The sequence below is a fragment of the Marinomonas lutimaris genome (genome assembly GCF_019426345.1).
Classification (GTDB): Bacteria; Pseudomonadota; Gammaproteobacteria; order Pseudomonadales; family Marinomonadaceae; genus Marinomonas; species Marinomonas lutimaris.
On the sequence record NZ_JAHLLW010000003.1, the window covers coordinates 150,550 to 168,137 of the forward strand.

General features: G+C 41.6%; 16 protein-coding genes. 3 read left to right on the forward strand and 13 right to left on the reverse strand.

Going from position 1 to position 17,588, the window contains the following annotated elements:
* Positions 1 to 22 precede the first annotated feature (22 nt).
* From KPL72_RS05750 to exaC, 6 genes are all read right to left on the reverse strand, one after another.
* The gene (locus KPL72_RS05750) at positions 23 to 643 is read right to left on the reverse strand and encodes a LysE family translocator (RefSeq protein ID WP_212916025.1); all 621 of its coding nucleotides are present in this window, start codon (positions 641 to 643) and stop codon (positions 23 to 25) included.
* A 129-nt stretch (positions 644 to 772) separates the two neighbouring features.
* Positions 773 to 1,555, reverse strand: coding sequence for a hypothetical protein (locus KPL72_RS05755; protein ID WP_219702147.1), 783 nt, complete (start codon positions 1,553 to 1,555; stop codon positions 773 to 775).
* An 85-nt stretch (positions 1,556 to 1,640) separates the two neighbouring features.
* Entirely contained in the window at positions 1,641 to 2,342 is a 702-nt protein-coding gene (locus KPL72_RS05760; protein ID WP_219702148.1) for a hypothetical protein, read from the reverse strand.
* 134 nt (positions 2,343 to 2,476) lie between these two features.
* Positions 2,477 to 4,051, reverse strand: a complete 1,575-nt coding sequence (locus KPL72_RS05765; RefSeq protein ID WP_212916028.1) for an inorganic phosphate transporter — start codon at positions 4,049 to 4,051, stop codon at positions 2,477 to 2,479.
* A 303-nt stretch (positions 4,052 to 4,354) separates the two neighbouring features.
* Positions 4,355 to 5,737, reverse strand: a complete 1,383-nt coding sequence (locus tag KPL72_RS05770) for an L-serine ammonia-lyase (RefSeq protein ID WP_219702149.1) — start codon at positions 5,735 to 5,737, stop codon at positions 4,355 to 4,357.
* 288 nt (positions 5,738 to 6,025) lie between these two features.
* A complete protein-coding gene (gene exaC / locus KPL72_RS05775) occupies positions 6,026 to 7,543 on the reverse strand; it encodes an acetaldehyde dehydrogenase ExaC (protein WP_219702150.1) in 1,518 nt (505 codons plus the stop codon).
* Between the two features lie 241 nt (positions 7,544 to 7,784).
* On the opposite strand from exaC, the gene KPL72_RS05780 reads away from it, so the two are divergent.
* The gene (locus tag KPL72_RS05780) at positions 7,785 to 8,708 is read left to right on the forward strand and encodes an AraC family transcriptional regulator (RefSeq protein ID WP_212916031.1); all 924 of its coding nucleotides are present in this window, start codon (positions 7,785 to 7,787) and stop codon (positions 8,706 to 8,708) included.
* 12 nt (positions 8,709 to 8,720) lie between these two features.
* Here the strand turns inward: KPL72_RS05780 and KPL72_RS05785 are convergent, their stop codons facing one another.
* Positions 8,721 to 9,938, reverse strand: coding sequence for an MFS transporter (locus tag KPL72_RS05785; protein WP_212916032.1), 1,218 nt, complete (start codon positions 9,936 to 9,938; stop codon positions 8,721 to 8,723).
* Between the two features lie 380 nt (positions 9,939 to 10,318).
* Between KPL72_RS05785 and KPL72_RS05790 the strand changes: the two genes are divergently transcribed.
* On the forward strand, positions 10,319 to 11,524 hold the full coding sequence (locus KPL72_RS05790) for an MFS transporter (protein ID WP_219702151.1): 1,206 nt from the start codon (positions 10,319 to 10,321) through the stop codon (positions 11,522 to 11,524).
* A gap of 42 nt (positions 11,525 to 11,566) precedes the next feature.
* Here KPL72_RS05790 and KPL72_RS05795 read toward each other — a convergent pair whose 3' ends face one another.
* From KPL72_RS05795 to folM, 3 genes are all read right to left on the reverse strand, one after another.
* Positions 11,567 to 11,842 carry a hypothetical protein gene (locus KPL72_RS05795; RefSeq protein WP_219702152.1) on the reverse strand — a complete coding sequence of 92 codons (276 nt, stop codon included), beginning with the start codon at positions 11,840 to 11,842 and terminating at the stop codon, positions 11,567 to 11,569.
* A gap of 194 nt (positions 11,843 to 12,036) precedes the next feature.
* Positions 12,037 to 12,720, reverse strand: coding sequence for a GTP cyclohydrolase I FolE (gene folE / locus KPL72_RS05800; protein ID WP_212916036.1), 684 nt, complete (start codon positions 12,718 to 12,720; stop codon positions 12,037 to 12,039).
* 73 nt (positions 12,721 to 12,793) lie between these two features.
* Positions 12,794 to 13,516 carry a dihydromonapterin reductase gene (folM, locus tag KPL72_RS05805; RefSeq protein WP_212916037.1) on the reverse strand — a complete coding sequence of 241 codons (723 nt, stop codon included), beginning with the start codon at positions 13,514 to 13,516 and terminating at the stop codon, positions 12,794 to 12,796.
* 247 nt (positions 13,517 to 13,763) lie between these two features.
* On the opposite strand from folM, the gene KPL72_RS05810 reads away from it, so the two are divergent.
* Entirely contained in the window at positions 13,764 to 14,687 is a 924-nt protein-coding gene (locus KPL72_RS05810) for a dienelactone hydrolase family protein (protein ID WP_219702153.1), read from the forward strand.
* Between the two features lie 42 nt (positions 14,688 to 14,729).
* Here the strand turns inward: KPL72_RS05810 and KPL72_RS05815 are convergent, their stop codons facing one another.
* The 3 genes from KPL72_RS05815 to KPL72_RS05825 all read right to left on the reverse strand — a co-directional run bounded on the left by KPL72_RS05815 (position 14,730) and on the right by KPL72_RS05825 (position 17,583).
* Complete coding sequence (locus tag KPL72_RS05815; protein WP_219702154.1) at positions 14,730 to 15,830, reverse strand: MJ1255/VC2487 family glycosyltransferase; 1,101 nt, start codon at positions 15,828 to 15,830, stop codon at positions 14,730 to 14,732.
* Positions 15,827 to 16,342, reverse strand: coding sequence for a phosphatase PAP2 family protein (locus tag KPL72_RS05820; RefSeq protein WP_212916040.1), 516 nt, complete (start codon positions 16,340 to 16,342; stop codon positions 15,827 to 15,829). The genes KPL72_RS05815 and KPL72_RS05820 overlap by 4 nt, the downstream gene beginning before the upstream one ends.
* A gap of 185 nt (positions 16,343 to 16,527) precedes the next feature.
* Positions 16,528 to 17,583: a phospholipase A gene (locus KPL72_RS05825; protein ID WP_212916041.1), complete on the reverse strand. Its 1,056-nt coding sequence runs from the start codon at positions 17,581 to 17,583 to the stop codon at positions 16,528 to 16,530.
* Positions 17,584 to 17,588 lie beyond the last annotated feature (5 nt).

Below are 17,588 nucleotides of genomic sequence, written 5' to 3' on the forward strand. Positions count from 1 at the left end.
CCATCCAACATGTAATTAACAATCAGCCAATAGCAAGCCAAGCGCCAACACCAATCATTAAAGAGCCAGCAATACGATTCATAATGCGTACATTGCCACTTTGCATCAAGATAGATTTCAGTGTTCTTCCTCCTGCGGCATAAATAAGCAAGCAAGTAAGTTCAAGTGTTAAAATAATTGCTATCAATACAGTCAATTGACTCGTCAATGGACGGCTTGCATCTAAAAAAGGAGGTAATAAAGCAACAAAAAATGCCCAACCTTTAGGGTTAGCAATTGCTGTTACAAAACCTTGTGAGATTAAATCCAAACGCGATGCAGGCTTGGCGTCTGCAGCATCCGCTTTAATTGCCATCTTACCTTTAGACAGCCACATCTGAACACCAACGAAGGCAAGATAAGCACCACCTATGTATTTCAACACCATGAATACACTAGGATAATTCAATAGTAACGCGGCAACCCCAATAGCCGATAAAATCGCCACGGTTGCAACACCAACTAACTCACCCAACATCATCCAAAGAGCGCGTCTAACACCAATAGTCATCCCCAATGTCATGGCTAATGTCATACACATGCCTGGCGTAATAGAGACAAAAAAGAAGGTCGGTATAAAGGCAGAGAGCAGTGCTAAATTCACAAAAGATCCTTATCTAACATGTATTAACTTATGAGACAAAACTCTCATGACTTAACACAAGTAGCAAGCATTAAAATGCAGATGAATTATAAAATTTAATGTGATCTTAAGTTATAAATGACGGGAAAACTAAAAGCGTTTTTTCTCTTTAAAAGAAGAGTCCTCAATAAATTTACTCCACTCGTCATCCAGCTCACCTTCCTCTTCGTTATTAATATTTTTAGTTATCTCTTCTTCTGCTTTCTGCAAGGCAAGATCATCTTCAATTTCTTTTAGCAGGTCTTTGAGTTTAAGAATGGTTGGTTGAGCTTCAACAGACTCTTTGATAGGCGTTAATTGTGACAAAGCCTCTTTATACATCTCTACGGCAGTGTCCATTTGACCACTCAAGAATGCCTTACGGGCAAGGTACGCGTGATAATCAGAATTAACTTTGTAGTGATAAAAATTTAATAACTTACTGTATCGATGAACAACATCTGGATCGATGGTTTTTTCTTTCTGAGATAAAATCAAAAATGATTTAAAGGATTCAAACAGGCGCTTTACCTCTATGATAAGAAGCTCATCGTTCATCGGCTTAGCGCGCCTTTTCTGCTTATTAGTTTGAAACTCGGCCATTTCTTCTGCCAAGTGGCCGCGACGACGAGTCAAGGTTGGATCAGGCTGTAATTCTATAAGTTGATCGTATATAGCAATCATCCTAGAAAATAACCACATTTTCATATCTTTAGGCTGATACTGGGGAGGCATTTCATCAAGATAACGACGTACCTGGCGCACTTGGTTATTAAGTGTTGCCACTTTACGCAACTTTTCCAATCGAGCCTGCTCTTTTAGCTGTAGAAAAATTGCAAAGGCAATAAATCCACCAATAACTAGCAAAAGTACAGTAATGGTAACGGCTGTCATATGATACGTAGTTTACCTTAGTAATGTTTATCAACGTATAGCACATATTAATCTTCTAAAGATTAGTACACGGAAATTCGTCAACTTACTTCAATTTAAGCTCCGCTTTACTTTTCTTTGAAAATAAAACGTTTTCAACATCCTGTATCATATTCTGTAGGCGTACCACCTCTCTTTTCGAGCTACTCACGGATTCATTTTTTTCCATAACCAATAACGCAAGACGATATTTTTCTAGCGCTCGGTTCTTTTTGTCATTATCTAAATCCTGTCTCGCTTGCCGCACCAACAAGTCCCGATGCGCTAATGCGTGTGCATACCTTATTAGTACAATATGATGCCTTATTATGACTCGACCCGCACCATAACTTTCAGGCATATTTCTAATTCCTTGAAGCAAATACTGAAGTGCATTGTGTGTTTGGTCTAACTGCTCTTGAGTTGCAACACGGTCTTTAACGGCAACTTGCTGTCCTAACTTTAACTCTGTCAACATTCTAACTAAATCAGCCTGCTTTGAAACAAAATTTGACTGATGGTTCGCCCTGATGAGCTGAGCTATAACAGAGATCAAGTATTCTATAATAAAGACTTTGCTGTCTCTCGCTAAGTAGCGATCAGAAATCATTTCTAAAGAATAGAACAAGCGCTCACTTCGATTAGATAATCGAGAAAGTAGTTTTGCTTTTAATTCTTTTTGCTGTTTTCTCCACTTTAAAAAAGAAGGAAGCAAGCACAATAAAACCAAAGAACTAATGGCAACTAAGATCAAGATACTTGATTTCATTTATTAATAGTTACCTGAATTACGACATTATTTAAAAACTAGCCAATAGCTTACTTTTATATAACACAGACGATGGGATGAAAACAAAAAAAAGACCAGAGAACCTGATCTTTTTTGTTTTATCTTGGAATATCTTATCGAGAAACTGAAAAGCCAAGCAACATGTAAAAAATAATCGCCGACAGCAATGCAGACGCAGGAACAGTAATGACCCAAGCTGCAGCAATACGTAATAGAGCGGAGCGTTTCACTAACTCTTTCTTAGTTGCCTTCTTCAAGCTCTTACGCTCTTCGGAAGAAATAGGTGATGACGCTTTTGCAAGTTTCAATTCTTTTAGAATTGCTCGTTTTTCTTCAACATCCGCCAACTTGAAACGCTTAACAAACTCTTGCGTTTGTTGACCGTTATGACCTGCAGATTCTGAATGAGAAATAATAGACGCTAGCTTTTTCTCATAAGATTGCTTCAAATACTCACGTAAGAAACCAACACCGAAGATACCACCTACCGCAATGTGCGTCGAACTAACTGGTAAACCAAGCTGAGAAGCGACAATTACCGTAATTGCAGCAGCCATGGCAACACAAAAAGCTCGCGTTTTATCTAACTCAGTGATTTCAGACCCAACCGTTTTAATAAGCTTAGGACCAAACAAAGCAAGACCAACAGCGATACCAATACCACCAACCATCATGATCCAAATAGGAATTGATGCTTTGCTAGAAACCGCACCCGTCAATAGAGCATCGTTGATTGCAGCAAGTGGCCCAATTGCATTGGCAACATCGTTCGCACCATGAGCAAAACTTAACAATGCTGCAGATACAATAAGAGGAAGTGTAAATAAGCTATTCACAGCATCTTTATCATTTTTTAATGCTAATGCGGCTTTATCGACCATCGGACGTACAAGAAAGTAAACCGTTAGCGCAATTGCAAAAGCAATCATCGCAGCCGTAATGAAATCCAGTTTCCAAAGGTGCTTGAGCCCTTTAAGAATAAGATAGGTCGAAAACGCCCAAACCATCAAGCCAACCAATAAAGGCACAACTTTTTTAGCCGCATCGATCATATCATTTTTATAGGTGATAGAACGCTTGATGTACATTAAGAATAACGCTGCGATCACACCACCCATTACAGGGGAAATTACCCAGCTAGCAACAATCGCAATCAATTTATCCCAATTCGCGATGTCCCAACCACCAGCAGCAATACCAGCACCAAGCACGCCACCAACAATAGAGTGGGTCGTCGATACTGGAGCACCAAGATACGTCGCCAAATTTAGCCAAATTGCGCCCGCCAATAAAGCAGCCATCATCACCCAAATGAAAGTTTCAGCGTCGCCAATTGAATTAGGGTTGATAATGCCATTTTTAATAGTGCCAACAACTGTACCACCAGCAATCAAAGCACCTGCAGCTTCAAAAACGGCGGCTATCAAAATAGCCCCAGTCATAGATAAAGCTTTAGATCCTACCGCTGGGCCAACGTTATTGGCTACATCGTTAGCACCAATGTTTACGGCCATATAAGCACCAATTGCTGCTGCGATGGCTAAAATAGATAAATTAGAAACCCCAACGCCATTAGCTGAAGCATAAAAACCGGACGCCAAAACAAACGCCAAGGCAATCAATACACGAACAAACTCATGACCACTCAGTAAGGTGGATTCTTCTTTCGGGTTATTTGTAAGATCCATACGGGCTCTTCTTTCTATAATTAATCTATGCCAAACCGCTAATAATTCAGACTAAACCAAAACCATCAACGACATGCTTATCCTAGCATCAAAAATAAATTTGGCTCTCAATTCATCCCGTCACATTTATGTAAAATGCAAATTCGGCGTCATTCTACACTGGGAGTCTTCAGATAAAAACCCCTAAAAATATTGTTAGCAACAACTCGAAAAAGGATAAAAAAAAGTGCCTTAAAAGGCACTAGATGAAAAGATACTACAGAAATATGACTGTTTTGTTACAAATGTAATATTACTAATCGGCTAACACTCAATCACATTAACAGCGAGCCCACCACGTGAGGTTTCTTTGTACTTATCATTCATGTCTCTTCCTGTATCTCGCATGGTACGAATAACTTTATCTAGAGAAACATAATGTGTTCCATCTCCTCGAAGTGCCATACTCGCAGAGTTAATGGCTTTCATTGACGCCATGGCATTTCGCTCGATACAAGGCACTTGAACCAGACCGCCAATTGGATCACACGTAAGGCCTAAATTATGCTCCATGCCAATTTCTGCTGCATTTTCTATTTGCTCAGGAGAGCCGCCTGTCGCAGCAGCTAAACCAGCAGCAGCCATTGCACAAGCTGATCCGACTTCCCCCTGACAACCCACCTCAGCTCCAGAGATAGACGCATTTTCTTTAAACAAAAAGCCAATAGCTGCCGCAGTTAGGAAAAAGGTAATTACCCCTTCTTCACTAGAACGAGGACAAAATTCCCAGTAATAATGCAATACCGCAGGGATGATGCCAGCGGCTCCATTGGTTGGTGCTGTCACAACACGCCCTCCTCCCGCATTTTCTTCATTTACTGCCAGAGCATAAAGGTTGACCCAATCCATAGCACCCAAAGAAGGTGTAATCATATCCATGCGTGTTTTGCTGGTTAAATCTCTGTATAAACTAGCGGCTCTTCGTTTAACTTTTAAGCCACCAGGTAGAATACCTTCGTTACGAATACCTTGTTGAACACAGTTTTTCATGACAGACCAAATAGACAGAATTCCTTGCCTAACTTCTTCTTCAGTTCGCCAATGTGTCTCATTTTCCATCATAATCTGGGCAATGCTTTTGTCTTGCTCGTGACAAAGTCGAATCAAATCTTCTGCACTATGGAAAACATGAGGAAGTTCAGTCGCGTCTTCAACCAATGCCACGTTACCGTGTTCATCTTCCTGCACAATAAAACCACCACCGACCGAGTAAAAGGTCGCCTGATGAATAACTTGACCTACTGCATCAAAAGCAACCAGCACCATGCCGTTAGCATGAAAATCTAAACGATCAACACGGTGATAAATTAAGTCTGTTGCAACGTCGACAGTAATAGGCTGTTTTGACAATAAATTCAGCTGCGAAGAAGCCGTTATTTGATCAACTCGTTCATTAACACGACTAGGATCAATAACATCCGGCAATTCGCCCTCAAGTCCCATTAGAACGGCCGTCCCCGTGCCATGACCTTTTCCGGTGGCGCCAAGCGAACCATACAAATCAATTTTTAAACGACCGACTTTTGATAGTAGCTCTCGATCTTGTAACTGGTGAGCGAATTGATTTGCCGCCACCATAGGACCAACTGTATGAGAACTTGAAGGACCAATCCCCACTTTAAAAAGGTCAAATAAACTGATTGCCATAGCCTTTCCCTCTACCGACAGATAATTTCTGTACGACGATTAAAATACAAAACACGAGATCAATGGCAAAAGAAATTATCACTTATGAGATAAAGTTTCCAATTGGAAACAGCGTTTTTTGAACATATAAATTACAAGCTCAACAAAGAGTCAATTTATTGGCGTTTAAAGACAATTACACGAGTACTAAAGAAACCGAAGATCAACGAAGAGAGCAAAAAACCAAAAGGCTGTAGCCTTTTGGTTTTCCTTATTAACGAGATGAATTGATAAGCTCTTTTAGCTCAATTAGAAAAAACCAAGTGGGTTCACATCATAGCTAACCAACATATTTTTAGTTTGTTGATAATGCTCTAAAGCAATCTTATGCGTTTCACGGCCAACACCGGACTTCTTATAACCACCAAAAGCGGAGTGAGCTGGATACTGGTGATAGCAGTTCATCCACACACGACCAGCTTCTAAGTTACGTCCCATACGATAAGCAAGATTGGTATCTCTTGTCCAAACGCCAGCACCTAAACCAAACTCACTGTCGTTGGCTATCGACAAAGCTTCAGCTTCATCTTTAAAGGTTGTCACGCTGACCACTGGGCCAAAAATCTCTTCTTGGAAGATACGCATTTCGTTAGATCCTTTGAACAAGGTTGGCTGAACATAAAAGCCTTTCTCTAAGCCATCTACCGATTCAATGCCGCCACCAATTAGTAGCTCAGCGCCCTCCGCTTTTCCAATGTCCATGTAGCTCATTATTTTATCAAATTGCTGTTTAGATGCCTGAGCGCCCACTTGCACATCGGTATCCAATGGATTACCACGCTTAATGGTTTTAGTACGTTCAATAACCAATGCCATAAATTCGTCATAGATAGATTCATGAATCAGTGCGCGAGATGGACAGGTACAAACCTCACCTTGGTTAAAGAAAGCCAACACCAAACCTTCAACACATTTACTGATAAAGGCTTCTTCCTGCTGCATGACATCAGCAAAGTAGATATTAGGCGATTTACCGCCTAACTCAACCGTAGAAGGTATGATATTTTCAGCGGCGCATTTCAAAATATGCGAGCCAACTGGCGTCGATCCTGTAAAGGCAATTTTAGCAATACGCTTGCTGGTTGCCAGCGCTTCGCCCGCTTCTTTACCGTAGCCATTGACGATATTCAGTACGCCAGGTGGCAACAAATCTTGAATCACTTTAACCAGCTCAAGAATAGACGCTGGTGTTTGCTCTGCTGGTTTTAGAACCACACAGTTACCCGCCGCAATCGCTGGAGCGAGTTTCCAGGCTGCCATCAAGATTGGGAAGTTCCAAGGAATGATTTGACCGACAACACCTAGTGGCTCATGAAAATGATACGCCACAGTATGCTCATCAAGTTCAGCCGTACTGCCTTCTTGTGCGCGTAAACAGCCAGCAAAGTAACGAAAGTGATCGGCGGCTAAAGGAATATCGGCATTTAAGGTTTCACGAACTGCTTTACCATTGTCCCATGTTTCGGCAACAGCCAGTGCTTCTAGATTTTGCTCGATACGATCCGCAATTTTCAATAGTATGTTGGAACGATTAGTAACTGATGTTTTACCCCAAGCCACGCGTGCAGCGTGCGCCGCATCTAGGGCAAGGTTGATATCTTCTTCGGTAGAGCGAGGAATTCGACAAAATACTTCGCCGTTTACAGGGCTAATATTATCGAAGTATTGACCTTTTACCGGAGCGACCCATTCACCGCCGATAAAATTACCGTACTGGGCTTCAAATGTAATAAGACTACCGTTAGTACCAGGTTGTGCGTAGATCATACAATGTCTCCATTTTTGTTGTTTTTATATCAGGTTTTTAATCTTTGTTTTAACCAAGACAATAAGAGTAGGAATAAAGCGAGAAGAAAACTTGCCTGTGAGTCCATGAAACTTGTCTAGCTATCCATTTCTGTTCTGCTTTTGTATTGACCCATGAGTAAGCAAGAGCGATGATGAGTGAAAGAAAATTCACCACGCCACGCTATTAAAATAAAAATATTAAGACAAAAGAGGTGTGTTAATGAGTCGTTCTATCTCGACAGAAAAAACATTACAGCAACATAAACGCGCGCCAATTCAGTTGGTCGAAAACCGTGTGTGTTTTGCTGGGCCACACTCCGAGCTCAGCATTTATGATACCTATGAACAAGCACAAAAAGTCAGCTTAAAAGCCGACTCATTGCTTTATTGTGGAATGGTAACAGGCGCAAAGGTCATGCATACCAAAAAGCATGACAATATCCCTTTTCTTCCTCATGAGTCTTTTATCTTAGCGCCACAAGAAGAAGTCTTTATTGATTTCCCCGAAGCTCAATTTCATAACCCAACCACCTGCCTCACCATCGCTATTTCACAAGAACGGGTCGCACAAATTTGTGATCGAATGAATGACATTATGGTGGAGTCATTGCCTTCTGGCGTCACGCTGGATCCGAACCAACATTTGCATACCTTGCACACCCAAGCAACCCAACAGGTCATCGATAGGCTGACCAGCGATTTTCTTCGCAATGACCCAGACAGAGACTTGCTCGTCGACTTTGGTGTTAGTGAATTGGTCACTCGAATAATCCGACATCATGGTCGAGACGCACTACTACGATTCACCCAACATTCACCCGATGCCAGTGGCCTAACCAGTGTCATTCAATGGATAGAACAAAATATCGCCCAGCCGTTAGATATCAATCAACTGGCCAAGATGGCCTGCATGAGCCGCAGCCGTTTCTACGAAAGCTTTAAACGCCAACTCGGTTGCACTCCGCTAGAATATCAACATCAACGTCGTATGAGCCGCGCCTATCAGCGCTTACAAGAAAAATGTTCAGTAACAGAAGTGAGTTATGAATTAGGGTATTTAAGCCTGAGTCACTTTAGTCGACGTTTCCATCAACATTTCGGTATATCGCCTCGTCAAGTCACTCAAACTAAGCTCAATTCATAACAGGAGATAAGATTAAAAAATATGTCTCAATTTGGATTTACAGTACATGAAGACCCCCAACATAAATATCAGACTAAACATCAGCCCCAAAAAAGGCACCAATTGACCTAGCTGATATAAAGAAGCCAGAATCACAGGGCCCAATGCGGCTCCAAGCCCTTGCATAGAAGCATTCATACTCGCCAATCGACTTTGTTGATCGTCTTTTACAAGTAAAGTTTGCGCCGTCACAATCCCCGGAAATATAAAACCAAAACCTGCACCAAACAATGCCATAGCAAACAAAACACCAGCGTAGGAATCCAAAAAAATAAACGCCAGTTGAGCCAGCACGCCAACACCAACGCCAGAGAAAATCAAAGTCACGACACCAAGCTGGAAGCGTGGCACCAATATCATCTGCACAAGAATGCTAAAACAAGACATGGTCATCATGGCAAATCCTAACTGATGTGTCGTTTGAGCCACATCAAGTTGAAACCTATCTTGAATCAAAAAGCTCATAATTTGCTGCACGCCAGTCATCGACAAGATAGACAAAGAAGACATAAACAAAAATGGCATCACCGGTTGAGTAAACCAATTTATCGCTGGTGGTTTCACAAATTGACGCACATGCTTGCTATCTTTTACAAAAAACACCACAAGCAAAGCAATGCTACCCGCTAAAAAAGCAATGATGTAGAAAGGCGCTGTCAGTCCTAAACTACTCAATAAAGACGCAAACGCCGGCCCCAGAATCATGCCAATACTAAAAGACGCACCAATCATAGCAATGGTAGAACTACGATGTTTCACGTCGGTGTGAGCGATTAAATAGGTCTGCACAGAAGGTAAAACGCCAGCAATCCCAAGCGAAAAAACAATGCGCAAAGTAAATACTAAATAATAAGTTTGCTCTGCTGATAAATGCTTCGCCAAGGCTTCTTGCAGCACAAAGCCTGTCAGCCCAATAGTCATGGCATAACTACTCATGCCAATAATCACCGAACGTACGCGGCCAATCCGGTTAATAATACCTCCCCATAAAAAAGCAGCGACAACAAACGTAGCTGCGCCTACGGTAATAAGCGTACTGATTCGAACATCAGCTAAACCAATTTCACGACCAATTGGTGGCAAAGAGGTAAAAATAAAAGATTGTCCAATTCCAACCGTCATCAAACAAGATAACAGTAACCAACGGGACAAACGCTCATGAAGGGAAGAATAGAGTTCAGAATTAATCAATGCATGTCCTTAGAAATAAACCAGCAGTTCAAGCTGCCGATAAAGCAGATCTACTTAAACAAATTTGCCGAAGCAAGCTTGCGTTCATAAAGGGGCTATTTATCATCCTGATAAACTGAGCAATAAATTATCATATTTTGATGTTGTTTTCTGGGCATTATGAACAAAACCAAGTATTTAAGATGAAAATAACGACTATCTAAAAATAATCAGAAAAGACTAGGTTTTCCTTTTGCACCTAGAATAAAAAAGCGCGTAAAATCTTTTTCATAATCAATGTGCCTTCTCACTAACTCTCGTTAAAAATGGCTGAATTCCAAAAATTAACGCACCAATAAATGCGCTAATGACTGTTTCAGCAATGAAAAAGAAAGGAAATCATGCAATCTCTTTTTAAACACCCTAATTTTGTCCATTATTGGATTGGGCAAATAGCCTCTTCTTTTGCTTTTCAAATGCTCAGCGTTGGTATTGGCTGGCAAATGTACGATCTCACCAACAGTCCAATGGCACTAGGTTTAGTGGGACTTTGCCAGTTTCTCCCGCAATTGTTATTAACCTTGGTGGTAGGTCACGTTGCAGATCGCTACAACCGCCGGCTAATTTGTGTTTGCACCCGATTTACCATGGCCATGACAGTCGGCATTCTTGCCTATGGAAATATGTCATCAACTATTTCAGCTGAAATGATTTATGTCTGCGCAGCACTTCTAGGCACAGCAAGAGCCTTCGAAATGCCAGCAAATCAGGCAATTTTACCCAATCTTATTCCTAGCGAATTATTATCTAGAGCTGTCAGTGCGATTGCCTCGGCGCGAGAAATATCCGTTATCGCAGGCCCTGCCCTTGGTGGCTTAATTTATCTTTTAGGACCAACAACACTCTACTTATCGAGCATGAGTTGTTTCTTAATTTCGTGCGTTATTATGTTCTTTTTACACTACAACTTTACGGTCAAAACTAAATCGCCAATCAGCATTGAACACCTCTTTGGTGGACTCTCTTTTATCCGCGGAAACAAAGTTATCTTAGGCTCGGTATCATTGGATATGTTCGCGGTTTTATTAGGTGGCGCTACGGCTCTTTTACCGATTGTTGCCAAAGATATTCTTCATACAGGTCCATGGGGATTAGGCTTATTACGCTGCGCTCCTGCACTTGGCGCATTACTCATGTCTGTGTATTTGGCTCGTCGCCCGCTAACCCACAGCGTTGGCAAAATCATGTTTGCCGCCGTGGCTATTTTTGGTGTTGCGACCATTCTGTTTGGTTTATCTGAAAACCTTATTCTGTCGATGCTAGCCTTGGTTTTATTAGGCTCGTCTGACATGATCAGCGTGGTTATTCGCTCTACCCTTGTACAGTTAGAAACACCAGATGAAATGCGTGGCAGAGTCAGTGCTGCCAATTCGGTTTTTATTGGCAGTTCAAACCAATTAGGGGAATTTGAATCTGGAGTAACAGCCGCTTGGTTCGGCGTGGTCCCAGCTATTGTTATCGGCGGAGTTGGAACCATTGCAGTAGTGGGTCTTTGGATGTATTTGTTCCCAAACTTATTGAAACGTAACACGCTAGATCAAGAATAACGATTAGATTTTGGGAAAGAGCCGTTGTCGTACAAGAATTTTTTAACGCCATTTACGTTTTTCTTTCTCTATCGTCTTCCATTTCCAATTTGGCGCTTCACCTTTCCAGTAATAACAAGCAATCAAAATAAGCGTACTAATAACGACAGACACAGCCCATTTAAGCAGCTCAGCTTTGGGATCATTTACGATACTAATGATGACAACTGTCAGCAGGTACAAGGCTAAAACAGTCCATCCTTGCCATGTATTTGGCCTACCCCAACCCCAGCCATTCTTTTTCGCCGGAAACCACACTGCCTTCTTTTTATTCGTCATATCAAAAATCCCAAAGCCAAATAATGCTATATGCTGAGACACTTTGCCTTAATTCAATCCATAAAAAAAGAGCCTATGTGGATAGACTCTTTTTATTGAAATCATTCGAACTGTATTTTTAGCTTACCAGCACTTGTTTAGTCAGCCCTTATCTTTCAGGCCTTTATCTAGGCTGCTCTTATCTAGCAAGGCTCTTATCTAGCAAGGAATTCACTACGCGTTTTGTCGCTGCGTTTAAACAACCCACCTAGTGCTGTAGTCTGAGTTGACGAACTCGCGTCCATAACACCTCGAGCTTTTACGCAATAATGAACGGCACTAATGCTCACTGCTACGTTGTCGGTTTCAAGCAAGGTTTGCAAGGTGACTAGAATCTGCTGAGTTAGACGCTCCTGCACCTGCGGACGTTGTGCAAAGAAACGAACGATACGGTTGATTTTAGACAAACCGATAATCTTGTTTTTAGGTAAATATGCAACTTTCGCCAAACCATCAATGGTCACAAAATGATGTTCACAAGTACTGGTAAAGCTGATGTCACTTACCTTCACCATTTCATCCACTTTCATCTTGTTTTCAATAACGGTGATTTTAGGAAATTGTGCGTAATCTAAACCAGAGAAAATTTCTTTCACATACATTTTGGCAATACGATGTGGTGTTTCTGCCAAACTATCATCGGTCAAATCTAAGCCAAGTGTTGTTACCACATCTTCAAATGCATTTTTAATACGCTGGTATTTTTCTTCACTCGTCAAACCGTTATCGATCATTGGGGTTTCAAGACCACTGTTGATAAGAGCATCGCGTACTTTTATCGCCGAATCCGATAACGCAAGGCTGTTTAAATTGGTTTGTTCAGCAGTGTTAGCTTTCATATGTTTGTCCTAAGTTACTTAACCCTGTCTCATGACATGGAGGCGTTCAAAAAAAGAAGTCCCATTTGGCGAGTTAAACCAAATGCCGGCCTCCATCAAGTGACAAGGTTCGACCTGTCATGTAGCGACTGTCTAATATGTACTGTATCGCTAGCACACCTTCTTGCTCCCCTGGCTCCTTGCGCAGCAAGGATTTATTCAATGCTTTGTTACGATATTCTGAGTCATCGCCACTGTTAAACATCAAAAGTGATGGCGCTATCGCATTCACTTTAATTCGAGGTGCAAATCGTTTGGCAAACGAGCAAGTTAGATTTGCTAAACCTGCTTTACTTGCCGCATAAGCAATGTGTTTGTCACTGCCTTTTTCTGCTACATAATCCGTCATATGGATAATGTCTGCTTGCCCCTCTTGCTCAGAACCTGCATATAATAATGCTTCGAAGGCCAGATTTATACGATAAGGCGCAAATACGTGGACTTGCCACATTTTTTCCATTAATAACGCCGTATCCAAACAGCTCTCTTCTGCTTCCCATTCAGAGGCATTATGAATGATACCCCCAAGTGCAGAATATCGACTTTGTATTTTAGCAATAAATTCATCTACTCCAGAGCTGGATGAAAAGTCTGCTTGAATACAAGAAATTCCTTGCTCTTCTAAAATGGCAATATCTGCTCGAGCTCTGCGATAAGTAATAATTACTTCATATCCTTGAGCAACTAATGCTTTAGCACAGGCAAGGCCTAAGCGCTGCCCTCCGCCGGTAATAATAATTGGCATTTTACGCGTCATTAGTATCCGTTCCTACTGAGTTATCATCATTAACCACATGAAAAAATACTATCGATTCAGCATCTATACTTTGTTTCTGCCAATGTTAAATTCTTCGGCTAACCTTAAATACGTTGGCTATTAAAAAAAAGATCAATCGAGATCATCTAAAATATTTTTTTATGCGTATCTATTGAACCACTTTTCATTCCAAAGTTCTAAAAAATGCGTTGCTGAATTTCACTCTCAAAATAAAGAAGGAATTGCGATGACTTTACCAACAGAAAGACCGACCAATAAATCCTTACCAAGCGGTAGCATTCCTCAGGAAGCTTTCGATTGGTATGACGAATATGCTCATGGTGACATAGACCGCCGTACATTTTTATCTCGCCTTGGTACGCTTAGCGTAACGGGACTGACCCTTTCCGTCGTCGCAGGAGCACTCACCCCCAACTACGCGTTAGCTGAGCAAGTATCTTTTAATGACCCTGATATTACTGCTAGCTATGTGGAATACGATTCACCAAATGGCCATGGCAAGGCTCGCGGCTACCTAGTTATTCCTAAAAATGTCAATGCAGACAATAAAGCGCCAGCGGTGCTGGTTGCTCACGAAAACCGTGGTCTCAACCCATACATAGAAGATGTTGCACGACGTTTAGCAAAAGCTGGATTCATCGCCTTTGCTCCTGATGCTCTTTTCCCTTTAGGTGGCTACCCTGGCAATGATGACAAGGGACGAGAAATGCAAAAGACCTTAGACGGAAATAAAATCGAAGGTGATTTCATGGATGCGGCAACTCTGCTGAAGAAGCATGAATTGAGTACAGGAAAAGTCGGTATGGTAGGTTTTTGCTACGGCGGTTATTTGACCAATGCCTTAGCCGCCGCCATGCCAGATACAATCCATGCTGGTGCACCTTACTACGGCACTCCAGCCAAGTCCAACATAGACAAAATCAAAGCACCGTTGCAGCTGCATTTTGCTGAACTAGATAAACGAGTAAACGATACTTGGCCAGATTATGAGGCAGCACTTAAGGCAAATAAAGTCGATTACACAGCCTACGTGTATCCTCAAGCGAACCATGGCTTCCACAATGATTCGACGGCTCGCTACCAAGAGAAAAATGCTGAACTTGCATGGGAACGCACTATCAACTTTTTCCAAAAAACCTTGAGCGCTTAACAATTAACAAGAGACATTTACACTAAGTTACGGCCTACTAGTTTAGGCCGTAACGCTTTTTACTCTCTTGGTATTATGAATTAGCGTTTGGTTATTGTATTTAAAATCAATACCGCGAACATTCGGTGTTTGTCGCCATAAAGACTCACACAAATCAGACACGCTAATATCATTACTAGATTGCAACCAAGCAACAACAGAACGAGCGACATTAGGATACGATATCTGCACTACTCTACTGGTTTCTAGCCACTCTTGAATAACTTGCGAATTTAATACATCTGTTGTTTTCGCAACGTCTAAAAAGTCTAGGGCGATGGCGTTAGAATGTTGCTCTATTTGTCCTTTAAGCGGCTTTGCCAGAATACGACGACCAAGCTGTAAGGCTTCGGAATTTAGTTCAAATCCAGCATTACAAAGTACAGATTCACATTCACTTAAGTTCTTTTGAAACACTTCCCGACCAAAAGCAAAAACTTCTACATTGCCGTAGACACCAGGTTCAATGTCTTTGCAATGAAGACGGAAGCGATAATCCGGCACGCCATCTAGCCAATCCAAAACAGCTTCACTGTTCTCAAAAGGTAAATAGACTAAAACGTGCTCAGGATCGGGCATGTTTTTCATTTGCTGCGCATGAATAAGTGGCGGCAAAATGGGATAACCAAAATGATGCCAATGAGCTCCTAATTGGATTACTGCAGGCGCAAAATTTGACATTACCCACTGCGCAATAAAGTTTTTCTTGTAGCGTGGAATATCATATTTGAACGCATATTGATGGCCAAACCCAACACAAGGCACGCCTTGACGTTTAGCAGCCCAAGCAACGATAGGCTCAAAATCAGTGATGACCAAATCATAGCCACGGGTATCTATCGAACGAATATCTCGATACAACTTAAAAAAATTGGCGCTCTTACAAGTGGCATATAAGTCTAGCTGACCATTTCGAGCGACAAAACTCAAACCTTGAAAAGTTCGGTAATTGCCAAATACCGCCATATCAAAGTAGTCCTCTGGCTTACGACCAGAAAAAACAAAATCTACTTCTACGCCAGCGGCATGCATTTCTGCCGCCATGGCTCGCGCTCGAGTAATATGACCATTCCCCGTCCCTTGAACACCGTACAATATTTTCATACCAAAATACCTATTGCCATCGCTGCGCAAGCAGTACCTAATAAAGCTCCAATCACGGTATCTGTTGGAAAATGCACACCTAGAAAAATACGTGATAAGCCGACATTTGCCGCCCAGAAATACAACATGACATTCAAGCTGGGAAACCACTCAGATAGACAAAAGGCCACAAAAAAAGCCCCTGATGTGTGACCTGACGGAAAAGAGAATTGATCTGAAGGAATAATAAAACTATTAAAATCATCCAACGCATCGGCTGGACGATTGCGTTTAAAACCGCGCTTCAATGCAAAGTACACAACACGCTCGACTAAAAAACCCAATATCAATACCAACGTTAGTGTTGCCTCACCAGCGAACCAAAATAACAATGCTAATAACGCGTAAAGCGGGCCATCCGCTGAAAATGAAACGGCTCGCCCGATACGAGTTAATGTCGCTCTGTGCTTGCGCGCCATACACCAAGAAAAAGTTTGTACATCAACTGCGTGGATATTCTGAAGTATGTTCATCCTTATCACCTCACTGGTTTTGTCTTACTACCAACATAGACCAGTAAAATGTCCGTTCTGTGGCATTAGTATGACAACTTAGTGACATACCTAAACCACAACTTTCAGGCAAAAAAATACCTCGACATAACGAGGCATTTAGAAACATGTCATCTCAGCTTATTCAAAGTCTATTGCTAAGCTAACTATAGCCAGTTAGTCAGCATTATCCCCACACCAAGAGATTGAGTTTGATGATTGTAGTCCAACAAAGATTGCCCATAACCATTAAAGTATTGAACATAGCCGCGCGTTTTCCCCCATAAAGGAAAAGTAAAACCAACTTGAATCGCGCCCCTGTTATCAGACGACTTAAAGTTATTTCTCAGCATCACATCAATGGTGTAGTCATCAATGACATGTATCACATTAAACTCACCATAGCCGTAATAGTTCTCTATATTCGGGTTATCATCCACTTTTGAGCTTTCAGGAATTCGATACCACGGCTTAATAGAAAAAGCTGTGTCGCCATGTTCAAACATGAAATCCACATAAAAACGGTTCCAAGAACGAGATAAATCCCCTGATTGACCATTAGATTGATGATTGAAGCCATACGTCACGTAGTTCGGCTTAATCCCTAAAAGGCCTTTTTTAGGTTTGGTCACGACAAAGACTTCAGGCTCATGATTGGTATCACGAAAAGGTGAGGAAATTGTGCTGTTGTAAGCCTGCCAGTAAGCTTGCTGAGTATAGGCAAACCATAAACTACTATCTCGTCCCACTACATCGTAGGCAACAGGAAACTTCACGCTCAGTTGAAACTTAAATTCTACGCTTTCCAACTCATCCGAATCTGCCGCTTGATCACCTAAAAAAGCACGGTCATTCGGATTAGAGGTATAGGAAAAAGGTAAGAAATAATTTGGCTTATGAGGCGTTAAAACAAACGGATTATTTGCGGTATTGGTTTCTCTATTCTCCCTTTGTTGAAACAAACCATTCGCATCTCTTGCCCGCTTAGAGATAGATTCAGGAACTTCTGGCTCCTCAGGAGCGTAAGGCTCGTCTAAACCATCATCCGCAGATGCCTCGCTGTTAGACTCTAAGTTTTCCCGTTCTGAACCGTTTAGTTCGGTATTTTCAGAAACTATCGCACTATCCGACTCGGTCGTTAACGCCTTATCCAGTTCGGGTAGATCTGCCTGAGCCCAAAGCAAACTCGGAAGAAATATCATTGAGCACATAATGGCTTTCATTATTT